General features: G+C 59.9%; 12 protein-coding genes. All 12 read right to left on the reverse strand.

Annotation, left to right across the window (positions count from 1 at the left end):
• Positions 1–2 precede the first annotated feature (2 nt).
• Positions 3–1361, reverse strand: a complete 1359-nt coding sequence (locus tag PhaeoP97_RS05680) for a glutamine synthetase family protein (RefSeq protein ID WP_072504251.1) — start codon at positions 1359–1361, stop codon at positions 3–5.
• Positions 1361–2041: a type 1 glutamine amidotransferase gene (locus PhaeoP97_RS05685; RefSeq protein WP_072504252.1), complete on the reverse strand. Its 681-nt coding sequence runs from the start codon at positions 2039–2041 to the stop codon at positions 1361–1363. Before PhaeoP97_RS05685 ends, PhaeoP97_RS05680 begins: the two co-directional genes overlap by 1 nt.
• Positions 2042–2134: 93 nt before the next feature.
• Positions 2135–3454 (reverse strand): glutamine synthetase family protein, encoded by a 1320-nt coding sequence (locus PhaeoP97_RS05690; RefSeq protein WP_072504253.1) that lies wholly within the window; start codon positions 3452–3454, stop codon positions 2135–2137.
• A 158-nt stretch (positions 3455–3612) separates the two neighbouring features.
• Entirely contained in the window at positions 3613–4419 is an 807-nt protein-coding gene (locus PhaeoP97_RS05695; protein ID WP_072504254.1) for an ABC transporter permease, read from the reverse strand.
• Positions 4416–5297, reverse strand: a complete 882-nt coding sequence (locus tag PhaeoP97_RS05700) for an ABC transporter permease (RefSeq protein WP_072504255.1) — start codon at positions 5295–5297, stop codon at positions 4416–4418. Before PhaeoP97_RS05700 ends, PhaeoP97_RS05695 begins: the two co-directional genes overlap by 4 nt.
• Before the next feature lie 120 nt (positions 5298–5417).
• Complete coding sequence (locus PhaeoP97_RS05705; RefSeq protein WP_072504256.1) at positions 5418–6128, reverse strand: transporter substrate-binding domain-containing protein; 711 nt, start codon at positions 6126–6128, stop codon at positions 5418–5420.
• Between the two features lie 38 nt (positions 6129–6166).
• Positions 6167–6946 (reverse strand): ABC transporter ATP-binding protein, encoded by a 780-nt coding sequence (locus tag PhaeoP97_RS05710; RefSeq protein WP_072504257.1) that lies wholly within the window; start codon positions 6944–6946, stop codon positions 6167–6169.
• A 267-nt stretch (positions 6947–7213) separates the two neighbouring features.
• Entirely contained in the window at positions 7214–7999 is a 786-nt protein-coding gene (locus PhaeoP97_RS05715; protein ID WP_072504258.1) for a phosphate/phosphite/phosphonate ABC transporter substrate-binding protein, read from the reverse strand.
• A complete protein-coding gene (locus PhaeoP97_RS05720; protein WP_072504259.1) occupies positions 7996–8436 on the reverse strand; it encodes a tellurite resistance TerB family protein in 441 nt (146 codons plus the stop codon). Before PhaeoP97_RS05720 ends, PhaeoP97_RS05715 begins: the two co-directional genes overlap by 4 nt.
• Positions 8433–8984, reverse strand: coding sequence for a tellurite resistance TerB family protein (locus tag PhaeoP97_RS05725; RefSeq protein ID WP_072504260.1), 552 nt, complete (start codon positions 8982–8984; stop codon positions 8433–8435). The genes PhaeoP97_RS05720 and PhaeoP97_RS05725 overlap by 4 nt, the downstream gene beginning before the upstream one ends.
• 42 nt (positions 8985–9026) lie before the next feature.
• Positions 9027–9320: a DUF1330 domain-containing protein gene (locus PhaeoP97_RS05730; RefSeq protein WP_014874274.1), complete on the reverse strand. Its 294-nt coding sequence runs from the start codon at positions 9318–9320 to the stop codon at positions 9027–9029.
• Between the two features lie 278 nt (positions 9321–9598).
• Positions 9599–12685 (reverse strand): valine--tRNA ligase, encoded by a 3087-nt coding sequence (locus PhaeoP97_RS05735; protein WP_072504261.1) that lies wholly within the window; start codon positions 12683–12685, stop codon positions 9599–9601.
• Between the last annotated feature and the right edge of the window lie 323 nt (positions 12686–13008).

The raw sequence follows: 13008 nt of genomic DNA on the forward strand, positions 1-13008 counted from the left end.
TGTTAGACGTTCAGCAGCAGATGCTCACGCTCCCAGGGGGAGATCACCTGCAGGAACTCGTCATATTCGGCGCGTTTCACGATGGAATAAACGCGGGCAAACTCAGGCCCCAGCACCTCATGCAGCGCGCTGGCTTCTTCAAAAAGGTCCAGCGCCTGTCCCATCACCTGTGGAATATCGCCGTCACCGGCGTAGGCGTCTCCCTTGAACTGCTTACGGGGGCGTTCCTCGCGGGTGAGACCGAGATAACCACAGGCCAGCGACAATGCGATCCCAAGGTAGGGATTGCAGTCCATGCCGGCGATGCGGTTTTCCACGCGCCGCGCTTCGGGGCCGGAGAGGGGCACCCGGATGCCGGTGGTGCGGTTGTCGCGCGCCCACTCCAGATTGATCGGGGCGGCCTGTTCCTTCACGTAGCGGCGATAGGAATTCACGTAAGGCGCCATCACCGCCAGACCGGCGGGCAGATGGTTCTGCAACCCGCCGATAAAGTGATAAAACGCATCCGTTTCGCCACCTTGCGGACCGGAGAAGATGTTCTCGCCGCTTTCAATATCAAGGATCGAATGGTGAATGTGCATGGCCGATCCGGGTTCATCGGCGATGGGTTTGGCCATGAAAGTGGCAAAGCAGTCGTGCCGCAGCGCAGCCTCGCGGATCAGCCGTTTGAAGTAAAATACCTCATCGGCCAGTTTCACCGGATCGCCGTGGCGTAGGTTGATCTCCAGCTGACCGGCGCCGCCTTCCTGGGTGATGCCGTCGATCTCAAAGCCTTGGGCTTCGGCAAAGTCGTAAATATCATCGATCACCGGGCCAAATTCATCCACGGCGGTCATGGAGTAGGCCTGACGGGCCGCTGCAGGACGGCCTGATCGCCCCATCATCGGTTCAATTTCACGCGCCGGGTCAATGTTGCGCGCGACAAGGAAGAATTCCATTTCAGGTGCCACAACCGGTTGCCAACCTTTGTCATGGTACAGCTGCACCACCCGTTTCAGCACGTTGCGCGGGCTGAAGGGGATCGGTTTGTGGTCGCGGTCATAGGCGTCGTGGATCACTTGCAGGGTCCAGTCGCCGGTCCAGGGGGCGGCGGTGGCGGTGGACATGTCCGGTTTCAGGATCATGTCCTTTTCGATCCAGCCATCGTCATCCGCTGCCTCGGCCCAGTCGCCGGTGATGGTCTGGTAGAAAATGCTGTCGGGCAGGTGGAAATAATCCTGCTTGGCAAATTTGGACGCTGGCACCGCCTTACCCCGGGCGATGCCCGGCAGGTCCGAGATGATGCATTCAACCTCGTCGAGACGACGGCCCTCCAGATAGGTTTTTGCTGCATCGGGAAGCGTGTCGAGCCAGGCTGACATTAGGTCCTCTCTTTCTGAAAGAAGGCATTGAGGAAGGTTGCGATTTCACCCGATTGGACCGGGTGGTGTAATTCTGTGCTGGCGGCATCCAGGATCGCATCCGGCACCACGCCGCGTCCGCGGCTGTCGATCAGGCCACCGACAAAGCTGCTGGCGAATTCCGGGTGCGGTTGCAGTGTCCAGATGTGGTCGCCATAGGCCAGGATGCCGTTCTTGCAGTGGTCATTGCCGGCCAGCACCCGCGCGCCCTCGGGCAGAGCAGTGACCTGATCCTGATGCCACGCATTGAGCCGCAACGGTTTGCCATCCATTTGATAGGTGACCGGGCCGACGGCCCAGCCGCCGGTGAATTTCTCAACCTTGCCGCCAAGAGCCTGAGCAATGATCTGGTGGCCAAAGCAGATACCGACCAGCGGCTGCTTGCGGGCGTGGATCTCGCGGATCAGATGCTCTAGCGGCGGGATCCAGCCGTGATCTTCATAGGCGCCGTGTTTGGAGCCGGTGATCAGCCAGCCGTCTGCTGCGTCGGCACCGCTGGGGAAGACATTGTCGACCACCGCGTAGGTGTCAAAGTCAAAACCGCCGTCGGCCAGCAGGCTGCGGAACATCTGGTCATAGTTGCCCGAGTTGTCGATCAGGTTTTCGGGCGCGTGGCCGGTTTGCAGAATGCCGATTTTCATGGGTCACCAAATTTGATCAAATTAAGCCTAGCCGAGGTCCGCAGCTCAGGCAAGCGCTTGATGCGGGGCGTTGTGGGGTTTGACAGGCTGGTGTCATACCGCCTCCAGCCAGGACAGCCAATGACTCTCCGCCGGGCGCTCGGCGAAGCCTGCCTGCTCTTGGCGTTTCATCATCACCAGATTGCGGATCACGCGATCCGGGAGAATGCGGGCGATCAGGGGATCGCTGTCGAAGAGGTCGATCGCGGCTTTCCAGTCGGGGGCCAGCTGTGGCAACCCGTCAATCTCATAGATGTTGCCCTCGGACGGGGCAGGCGGCGTAGCGCCATCCTCAATCCCGACAAGGGCTGCGCCCAAGACGACTGCGAGCATCAGATAGGGGTTGATATCGCCGCCTGCGACCCGGTGTTCGATGCGGCGCGCCTTGGGGCTGCCGCCGGGGATACGGATCGCGGCGGTGCGGTTTTCATAGGCCCAGGCTGCGCTGACCGGGGCATGGGCGCCGGGCACCAGCCGGTCGTAGGAATTGCCATGTGGGGCCAGGATCAGCGTGCTGGCGGGCATCGCGGTGAGGCAGCCGGCCACCGCGTTCATCAACAGATCTGAGCCGCGTTCGGTGCCATCGTTGAAGACATTGTTGCCGTCCTCATCCTCTACCGAGAAATGCACATGCATGCCGTTACCGGCCTCTTCGGCATAGGGCTTGGCCATGAATGTGGCGGCAAAACCGTGCTTGCGGGCCAGACCTTTGACCAAGGCCTTGAACAGCCAAGCATCATCGGCGGCGCGCATGGCATCCTGATGGTTGAGGTTGATTTCAAACTGGCCCAGACCGGCCTCTGAGATGGCGGATTGGGCGGGGATGCCCATCGCGTCTGACCCGTCGTAGAGGTCGGTGAAAAACGCATCAAAGGCATCCAGCTCCGCGACAGACAGGACGGATTGCTGATCCAGCTCGCGGCCTGTGAGCGGGTCGATGGGCGGGGCGGGCTGTGCGCCGCTGTCATCAAGCAGGCTGAACTCCATCTCGGTGGCGGCGACGACCCGCCAGCCGCGCTGCTGGTAGCGGGCCAGCACATCGGCCAGCACATGGCGCGGATCGCCCATAAAGGGGCGGCCGTCTTCCCAGTACATCGCCATCGGGACCAGCGCGGATGGGTTGGCCAACCAGGGCATCGGGACGGCACCACGTTCGGTGGGCAGCATCACGCCATCGGCGTCGCCGGTCTCAAACACCAGCGGGTTATCTTCGACATCGCGGCCCCAGAGATCGACGTTGAGAGTGGAGATCGGCATCCGTGCGGCGCCATCTGCCAGCTTGTCTGCCAGCCCCACGGGCATACGCTTGCCGCGCATCTGCCCGTTCAGGTCACAGGCGGCGATGCGGATAGTGCGCAGATGAGACAGATCCATCGGAGGCTCCTTGGTTGATTTCCCCATTACTAAAGCAGGATCCGCAAGACGCAAAGAAAATTTGATCAAAAGTTTGATGTGAAAGGTCGCAGGCTTGTTTCGGGCAAAAGAAAAGGCGCCACTGAGGGCGCCTTTTTATCAAATCTGTCAGGGGAAGATCAGCGGATCAGGTTTGGCCGATAACGGATCTTGCGGCGTTTTTCCTGGGGCAGGTGGGCGTTCAGCCGGGTGTTGATGATGCCGAAGATGCCAATCACCACCAGTGTCAGCAGGATGAAATAGAAGGCCAGGATCGGGTAGGGCACGAAGGGGTTGAACGTCTTATCCGCGAAATAGCTGGCGTAATAGAGCGCATCGCCGCGCTGTTGCCAGGCCGGGAAACCGGAGAAGAACACCAGCGTGGTTGCATGGAACAGGAAGATTGCCTCGTTCGTGTAGGAGGGCCACGCCAGTCGCATCATTGTTGGCCACATGATTCGGCGAAAGCGGGTCCAGCCGGACAGCCCATAGGCATCTGCGGCCTCGATATCGCCCTTGGGGATCGACCGCAGCGCGCCGTAGAAGATTTCAGCAGAATAGGCGGCGGTGTTGAGGATCAGCACGATCAGTGCGCCCATCCAGGCTGCCGACAATAGATTGAAGATTGGTGAGACCGACTTCAGCTGCAGGAACAGGAAGTAGGCAAAGAAGAACTGGATGAACAGCGGCGAGCCACGGAATATGAAGATGAACCATTCAGCCGCTTTGCGCAGCGGCGTTGAGGTGGAATTCTTGGCCAGTGCCACGCCATTGGCGATGACAAAGCCGATGACGACGGCGATGGCGCCGAAGTAGATGTTCCACAGCATGCCCGAGCCGATGAGCACAAACTGGTCGCAGAGGGTGAAATCACTGCGGGGCAACATGCGTTCGCCAAGCCCAAGCGAGCGCAGGCCATAGTCCTGAAGGGTCTGGAAACAGCTCATGACGCTTTCCTTTGGGCTTCGCCTGCCAATGTGGCCTGCCCATGGGACAGCCGGGTACGGATGCGCTCCAGCACCACCTCGGAGAGTTTGGTAAAGGCGAGGTAGAACACCAGCAGGCCGAGGAAGTACCACATCCGCCAGTCGCCATGGGGGTAATCGGTGAAGCGGGCAGTCTTGGAGCCGCCAAGCTCGCGCGCCCAGTAGACGATATCCTCAACCCCGAGCAGGAACAGCAGCGGCGTGGCTTTGATCAGCACCATCCACAGGTTCGACAGGCCGGGCAGCGCGTAGGTCCACATCTGCGGCACCAGAATGCGCCAGAACGCCTGGCGATGGGTCATGCCATAGGCTTCGGCGGTCTCAATCTGGGCGCGGGGCACGGCCCGCATGGCGCCAAACAGCACGTTGGCCGCAAAGGCGCCAAAGACGATGGCAAAGGTCACAACCGCAAGGGTGAAACCATAGACCTCGTGGATCCACTGGTCTGATGAGCCAAGTGGCATTTTGGCAATGTCACAAACAACAAAGTCATTGCCCTGACGCACGGGCGCGTCCCAGTCGGGGCATTTCACCTGATGGCGTAGATATTCAATGCCCTGGTCCAGCGCGATGACGAAGAACAGGAAAAACGCGATGTCCGGCACCCCGCGCACCACGGCGATATAGGCCTTACCCAGCCAGGATAGCGGTGCAAAATGCGCGCGCGCCGCCATTGCGCCACCAAAGCCGAAGGCCATTGCAGCGGGGGCTGTCACGGCCAGCAGCAGCAGAACCGTCCCGAAGGAGGAATAGAAAGCGAAATGCTTGCCGGTGGTCAAATAGCAGCTCAGCCACTGGAAACCCTCCAGGCTGGCCGGATCAGAGCAAAAGGAGAAAATGGCGGGCCTCGTTCAGACAAGGACGGGTCACAGGCACCCAGCAAAGGCCTGGGCGAGACCGGTCAAGGGGGAAGGGGGGCCTGCCGCCCCCCCTCCTTGATATCAGGGTGATGCGAGGGCTCAGAACTGGCCTTCGATTTCCCATTTTTCGAGCAGAGCGTTCAGGGAACCATCTGCTTTCATGCTCTCGACGGCGGCGTCGAACTTGCCGCGCAGTTCGTCATCGGATTTGCGGAATGCCATGCCGATGCCATCGCCCAGCAGCACGTCCTCTGCCACGAACGCCAGCTCAGTTTCGCCAACGATAGGGATCAGGAAGTCCTTGTCGGCCATCACGGCGTCCACTTCGCCTGCTTTGACAGCGGCAACAGTTTCATCCGGGGTGGGGAATTCAACCAGGGTCGCACCGGTGGTGGCAACATGGGAGGCCTGAATGGTGGAGGCCTGAGCCGCCACAACCGCGCTGTTGACGTCAACATCAGCCGACATCGCCGCATAGGCAGAGGGCGACGGACGGGTGTAACCGGTGGTGAAGTTCACAACTTCCTTGCGCTCGGCTGTGATCGACATGCCTGCGATGATGGCGTCGTAGTTGCCGGACAGCAGGTTGGGGATGATCGAATCCCAGTCGTTGGTAACCCATTCGCAGTCCAGTTCGGCGCGTTTGCACAGCTCGTCGCCCAGCTCGCGCTCAAAACCGTCCACTTCGCCTGCGTCATTCAGGAAGTTGTACGGAGGGTAGGCGCCTTCGGTGCCCAGACGCACGGTGTCTGCCATCGCCAGACCGGCGCTAAGAGCCAGGGCCGCGGTGCCGAGGATAAGAGATTTCATGGTGTTACTCCCGTTTTGGTTAGGTTTTTTATGGATGGTTATTTGCCATGTCGTGTCGAGGCAAGAAAGCCCTGAAGGCGTTCGGAGCGGGTGCTGCCAAAGACTTCGTCCGGGCTGCCCTGTTCTTCGATCAATCCCTTATGCAGGAACACGACGTGGTTGGAGACATCGGCAGCCATGTTCATATCATGGGTCACGATGATCATGGTGCGGCCTTCGGCGGCGAGGTCCTTAATGACCTTGACCACCTCCTGTTCCAGCTCGGGATCGAGCGCGGAGGTGGGTTCATCAAACAGCAGCGCCTCAGGTTCCATGCAGAGCGCGCGCGCAATCGCGGCACGCTGCTGCTGGCCGCCAGAGAGCTGCGCCGGATAGGCCTCACATTTGTCGCCGATGCCCACTTTGGTCAGGTATTTTCGGGCGGCGTCCTCTACCTCGGCGCGGTCGCGGCCAAGGACGGTCAGGGGGGCCTCCATCACGTTTTGCAGGATCGTCATATGGGCCCAGAGGTTAAACTGCTGGAATACCATCGACAGGTTGGTGCGAATGCGCAGCACCTGTTTGGCATCGGACGGGCGGCGCGAAAGGCCGGTACCGGACCAGCTGATCGGCTCGCCTTTGAAGAGGATATCGCCGTCCTGGCTGTCTTCCAGCAGATTGCAGCAGCGCAGCAGCGTGGATTTGCCGGAACCTGAGGACCCGATGAGGGAAACCACATCGCCGCGGTGGGCGGTGATATCGACACCTTTGATGACTTCCAGCTCACCATATGACTTGTGCAGGCCGCGGATTTCCAGAACTGGCGTTGTGTCGGTCAAGATGTCTCTCGTTCAATTGTCTTTGAATTGGTCCTTATTGGACCGAAAAAAACAGCGGATGCAACGTGCAAACCGATAAGCCCGCCGGGGAATTTCGCATTTCGGCGCGTAATCTGATCAAATTGTACGCAAAGTGGCGATGGTCAGGGCTGCTGTCAGAAGCGCTGGTTGGTCAGCGAGGGATGGCGCGCGCCAGACCCGCTGATCACACTTACGGATATGGGGCAGTGCATGGGTCACATCTGATGCCTGCGTCCTGCCAAGGGATCAGCTTGCCACCTGTTGCCTTATTGACTGCTCTGTCAGCACAGGCCCCAGTGGCGTTGGGACCGCGAGATAGGCGCCGGGTGCGATGTCGATTGCGCCCTGAAGATGCAGTGTCTGACGGTGGACCGGGTCAAGTTCAGCCACGGCCTGTTTGACCGCCGCGCGCAGCGGTGCAGGATCGCGGGTTGTGGCGGTGATCAATGGCAGACCCGGTGTGGGTTTGGTGCGGGTAATCTCAGTGAGGTCATCCGCAAAACTGTCGTGATCCCGTATCAAGGCCCAGCTGACCGCATCAACCGCGGTAAAATCAGCGGTTCCATCGACCACGGCGCGGGCCGAGGCCCGATGACTGCCGGATTGAAACAGGCTGCCAGGTAGGATTGAGATCTCCCGCATGTGCATCATCGGGGCTGCCCAGCCGGATTGTGACAGCGACTCATTATAGGCAAAGCTGCCGCCTGCAAAGCTGCGCAGATCCGCACGAGCGCGGTTGCGATGGGCGATGAAGACGCTGTTGTAGTGCCCCGGCGGGCAGTCCGCGACGCCGTGATCCAGTGTTGTGACCAGATTGACCTGCTCATAGAGACGGGTGCGGTAGGGCAGGCCGCAGGTCTGCGCCAGCAGCAACTTCGAATCGGACCAGATCGACCAGAGATCGCCGCCACGGGTGAGGGTTTCGGGTGCGCCAATAGAGGCAGCGGTCAGCTCGTGTCGGATCGCCTGCCACAGCGCATCAAGGGCAGGGGCGGTTTCAGGGCGGTCATACATCGCCAGACTGGCGGTCATGAGCTGGCCTCTGCGCATTGACGGGCACGGGCGCTGTCAACGTCACTGACCCCTAGCAAGCTGGCGGAAAGGCGCATGAGCGCATCCTCGGCGGCGTCGCGCTTGCCATCTGCCAGAACCACCTGCCACAGGGCCTCGACCACGCTCATGCGGTTCTCATAAGGAACGGCGTCCTTGATGGCGCGGGTGAAACGGACGGTGTCGGGGGCCTCTGCCTCGAGGGCTTCGGCCTGTTCCCGCAGAAGGATGGCACCGCCCAGATCCAGATCGTAGCGGGTGCGCAGGATCCGGTCTATCCGGTCGCGTTCGGTGTCTGAATAGTTGTGATCCGAGCGCGCGATACGCACCAGCAGCGCGCTAAGCGCCAGCCGGGCGTCCTGGTCGTCCAGTGGTGCCGGAGCTGGCGCCAAAAGGCGGGCAAGGAGATCCTTAATCATGGCTGTTGCTCCTTGTCTGGGGTTTTGGAGGGGCTGGTTTTGTCCGGTTCATCAGCGGATAGTTGACCCGAGGCCAATTGACCTGGGGCGATTCCGACCTCTGGGTTCAGCAGTTTGCCCTGCGCGCGGGCGCGCGCAACATCGCTGTCGGCGCGCGAGAGGCCCATGGCCTTGCGGGCGTCCTCGACGATGCGGATTTCACCGGGGTGTTCATGGCCGTCGGCCAAGACCACCTCCCACAGCGCGTCTAGTGCTGAGAGGCGTTCCTCCAGCCCGGTGGTTTCGCGGATCAGGCGTCCAAATGTATCGGTCTCGGGCGCGGCGGTATGCAGTTTCTCGCAGGCGGCGCGCACTTTTGCGGCCTCAATTGCGTTGTGTTGGTAGAGGCGGGCCAAAATCCGATCGATCAGGCTGATTTCTTCCAGCTGATAGTCCCGGTCCGACTGGGCCACCCGCACCAACAACGCACCAAGCGCCAGTTCGGCGTCTGGGTCTGGCGGGATCGGGGTCTGCGGGGGTCGAAAGACCTGGAATAGTTTTTTCAGCATAGCAGCAGTTTACCCTTGAGCGCGTTCAATACCAAGAAGGTCCTAGTCGCCATAGCCTTCGATGATTTCCATGTCGCCGGTCGATACCGGATCACGCAGCGCTTTGGCCTGCTGATAGGCGACGGAGTCGTAACAGGCCTTGGCTGTGGCGAAGTCCTTGAATTCGATTACCACGGTGCGGGCGCGGGTCTGGCCTTCGCGGACCTCTTTGGGGCCGCCCCGGATCAGAAATTTGGCGCCGTATTCGGCAAAGGGGGCCGCATTGGCTGCAACATAGTCTTTGTAGCGGTCCATATCGTCTACATCGACATGGGCGACCCAATATCCTTTGGGCATTGTGGGCTCCTTTCTGGCACGGAGATCAAGCTGTTGGCACAGGCTGATACAGAACCGGGGCAAAGGCAATGACCGCGTTACCGTGTTTTTCCCCTTATGCGGAAGATTTAACGCTATCAATCGCCCACATTGTATATGGTTTTGGGCCCATGTGACGACTGACTGGGCATGCGCAATCCCTGAGAGATATCTCAGACCATGGTGCTGCAATTTAGCCAGCTGATCGTCGCGCGGGCAAACCAGTTACAAAAGCAATGGTTTGCCCGCGCGACGCCATATTAGACGATCTCGGACAGGCGTGCGAGCGCGTCCTTGACCTTGGCTTCTTCCTCTTCACGGGCGGCGAGATTTTCGCGGGCTTCTGCTACGACCTCTTCCGGGGCCGACGCTGCGAATTTGGGATTTTTCAAACGGCCCCGCAATCCGCCCAGCTCTTTGGTCAGTTTGCCGAGGTTCTTTTCCTGACGTGCCTTTTCTGCCGCGACATCAATGATATCAGCCAGCGGTAGCGCAAAGGAGGCACCAGGCGCACCAATTGAGATACAGCCCTTTGGCAGATCCTGTGCCTTGGTCAGGCTCTTGATGCGGGCCTTGTTCAGGATCAGATCGGCGTTGCGATCCCAGTAGCCCTGTGCGGCGGCGTCCATTTCGGTGACCAGCATCGGCACGATAGAGCCTGAGGGCACATTCAGCTGCGCGCGGGCAGAGCGGACATTGCCGATCACTGCAATAACCCAGTTCATTTCCGCCTCAGCCTCTGCATCCACCAGATCGGCGGCGGTGTAGCTGGGCCATTGCGCATGGGCCAGCATCTGCGCGGCTGCGCCCATCTTGACGCCGCGGCCCTCGGTGACGTTCCACAGCTCTTCGGTGACAAAGGGCATGATGGGGTGCATCAGGATCAGCGCCTGGTCGATGGCCCAGGCAAATGTGGCGCGGGTTTCTTCCTTGGCGGCGGCATCGTCACCCTGGAACACCGGTTTGGTGAACTCCAGATAGCGGTCGCAGAAGGTGTTCCAGAAGGTGGAATACAGCGCATTGGCGGCGTCATTGAAGCGGAAGCTTTCAAAACCCGCATCCACTTCTTCGCGCAGTTTGGCAATTTCGCCAATGATCCAGCGGTTGAGGGGCAGGGTGGCCTTGGGCGGCTCAGCACTGCGCGTCACACTAAAGGCATCAAGCTGGCTGTCGCCATAGGAACAGGCCTGCCAGATCTTGGTGACAAAGTTGCGATAGCCTTCGATCCGCTTCATGTCGAGTTTCAGCACGCCGCCCAATGAGGCCATGGCCGCATTGGTAAAGCGCAGCGCATCGGCGCCGTATTCGTCGATGATTTCCAGCGGGTCGACGACGTTGCCGGTGGATTTCGACATCTTTTTACCCTTGGCATCGCGCACGAGGCCGTGGAGGTAGACGGTGTCGAAGGGGATGCGCTGTTCGACCGGCAGATCCTGATCCAGAACCGCCAGCTGCATCATCATCATCCGCGCAACCCAGAAGAACAGAATATCCTGACCGGTGACGAGGGTCGAGGTCGGGAAGTATTTTGCCAGTTCCTCGGTCTGCTCCGGCCAGCCGAGGGTGCCGATCGGCCAGAGGCCGGAGGAGAACCAGGTGTCGAGCACGTCGGGGTCGCGCGCGAGTGTGACGTTCTCATCTAGGTCCACTGTCTCTGGCGTGGCGACGAAGTCGAAACCCACTTTTCCGGCTACAGAAAGAGTGATCATATCGCCGTAATATTTTTGCGCTTGCTCAATGGCTTCTTCTTCAGTCGCTGCACAGAAAGTTTGGTATTGGACTTTTGACTTTTCGAAGGGATCGGGAAGCGGCAACTTTGGTCCATACCAAACTGGGATCTGATGCCCCCACCAGAGCTGGCGAGAGATACACCAGGGTTCGATGTTTTCCAGCCAGTGGTAATAGGTCTTCTCGCCTGACTCCGGCAGGATCTTCACGGTGCCGTTTTTTACGGCGTCCAGCGCCGGGCCAACAATCTTTTCGGCATCGACAAACCACTGATCGGTCAGCATCGGCTCAATCACCACTTTGGAGCGGTCGCCAAAGGGCTGCATGATCGGCTTGTTTTCGACGTAGGGCACGGTTTCGGAGATTTCACTCTCGTTGCCGTCCTCATCCTTTACAGTCTTGGTCACGGTCTGCATGACGGCCAGACCTTCGGCGGTGATATCGGCGATCACGCGTTTGCGCGCCTCGAAACGGTCCAGGCCACGGTATTCTTCCGGCACCAGGTTCATCGCGGCGATGCTGGCTTCGGTGAATTCAGCCTCACCATTGGCGATGGCTTGTGCGGTTGTGGCCTCTTCGACATAGGGCGCGCCGTCGCTGCGCATATTCGCCTTGGTGTCCATCAGGTTATACATCGGAATGCCGCCGCGCTTGGCGACCTGATAGTCGTTGAAATCATGGGCGCCGGTGATTTTTACGGCACCTGAGCCGAAATCCTTGTCCGGGTATTCATCCGTGATGATCGGGATCAGGCGGCGCTGGGCCTTGGGACCTACTGGAATTTCGCAGAGCATGCCCACGATGGGGGCGTAGCGTTCATCCGAAAGATGCACAGCCACCGCGCCGTCGCCCAGCATGGTCTCAGGCCGGGTGGTGGCGATGGAGATATAATCGCGCTCTTCCTCCAGCGTGACGTTGCCGTCTTCGTCCTTCTCCACGTAGGTGTAGGTTGCCCCACCGGCGAGCGGGTATTTGAAGTGCCACATGTGGCCTGCGACCTCGATATTCTCCACCTCAAGGTCGGAGATCGCGGTTTCAAAATGCGGGTCCCAGTTCACCAGCCGCTTGCCGCGGTAGATCAGGCCCTTGTTGTACATCTCCACAAAGACCTTGATCACGGCATCGTGGAAATTGGGCGAATTCTCATGGCCCGTGCGGGTGTCGCCCTGCGCGCCGGCCATGGTGAAGGCGGTGCGGTCGAAATCACAGGAGGCACCGAGGCGCTTCAGCTGGTTGATGATGGTGCCGCCGGAGTGTTCTTTCCACTCCCAGATTTTCTCCAGGAATTCCGGGCGGGTGAAATCAGTGCGCTTCTTGCCGTCCTTGGCCAGCTCACGCTCCACCACCATCTGGGTGGCGATACCGGCATGGTCGGTTCCGGGCTGCCAGAGGGTGTCAAACCCCTGCATGCGTTTCCAGCGGATCAGGATGTCCTGCAGCGTGTTGTTGAAGGCATGGCCCATGTGCAGGACGCCGGTGACATTCGGAGGCGGGATCATAACGCTGTAGGTTTCGCTGCGCTTGGCATTTGCGCCCGCGCGGAAACAGCCTGCTGTCTCCCAGGCCTCGGAAAGCCGGGTTTCAGCTTCGGCTGCGTTAAATGTCTTGTCCATCGCCATCGGAATGTCCTGCCTGCGTATCTATCTGATCGGGTCATCCCATACCGAATGGTGCAGCAAAGGGAAAGTCTCGATAGGCGGGCCTGCCGAAGGGGGAGCGACAAGGATCCTGAGAATATCAAAAATAATATGGAACGATCCCGGCGATAACGACGTTTTAAGGTTAATCCTGCACGGTGAGTGGTGGGGATATCGGGATGCAGATGACAGTGAGTGATGTCGCGCCCGATCAACCGGGGTGGAGTTCCAAGCCGCCTTTGTCCACTGGACCTCCCTCGGGTCCTGTTCGCCGATGCCTATGGTTTTAAGCCGCCCGGGCACCC

Source organism: Phaeobacter porticola (genome assembly GCF_001888185.1).
Taxonomy (GTDB): domain Bacteria; phylum Pseudomonadota; class Alphaproteobacteria; order Rhodobacterales; family Rhodobacteraceae; genus Phaeobacter; species Phaeobacter porticola.

What these genes read in the sequence shown, in the direction of transcription:
- PhaeoP97_RS05680 (WP_072504251.1), bottom strand. Translation starts at nt 1,361, where the DNA reads ATGTCAGCCTGGCTCGACACGCTTCCCGATGCAGCAAAAACCTATCTG.
- PhaeoP97_RS05685 (WP_072504252.1), bottom strand. Translation starts at nt 2,041, where the DNA reads ATGAAAATCGGCATTCTGCAAACCGGCCACGCGCCCGAAAACCTGATC.
- PhaeoP97_RS05690 (WP_072504253.1), bottom strand. Translation starts at nt 3,454, where the DNA reads ATGGATCTGTCTCATCTGCGCACTATCCGCATCGCCGCCTGTGACCTG.
- PhaeoP97_RS05695 (WP_072504254.1), bottom strand. Translation starts at nt 4,419, where the DNA reads ATGAGCTGTTTCCAGACCCTTCAGGACTATGGCCTGCGCTCGCTTGGG.
- PhaeoP97_RS05705 (WP_072504256.1), bottom strand. Translation starts at nt 6,128, where the DNA reads ATGAAATCTCTTATCCTCGGCACCGCGGCCCTGGCTCTTAGCGCCGGT.
- PhaeoP97_RS05715 (WP_072504258.1), bottom strand. Translation starts at nt 7,999, where the DNA reads ATGACCGCCAGTCTGGCGATGTATGACCGCCCTGAAACCGCCCCTGCC.
- PhaeoP97_RS05720 (WP_072504259.1), bottom strand. Translation starts at nt 8,436, where the DNA reads ATGATTAAGGATCTCCTTGCCCGCCTTTTGGCGCCAGCTCCGGCACCA.
- PhaeoP97_RS05725 (WP_072504260.1), bottom strand. Translation starts at nt 8,984, where the DNA reads ATGCTGAAAAAACTATTCCAGGTCTTTCGACCCCCGCAGACCCCGATC.
- PhaeoP97_RS05730 (WP_014874274.1), bottom strand. Translation starts at nt 9,320, where the DNA reads ATGCCCAAAGGATATTGGGTCGCCCATGTCGATGTAGACGATATGGAC.
- PhaeoP97_RS05735 (WP_072504261.1), bottom strand. Translation starts at nt 12,685, where the DNA reads ATGGCGATGGACAAGACATTTAACGCAGCCGAAGCTGAAACCCGGCTT.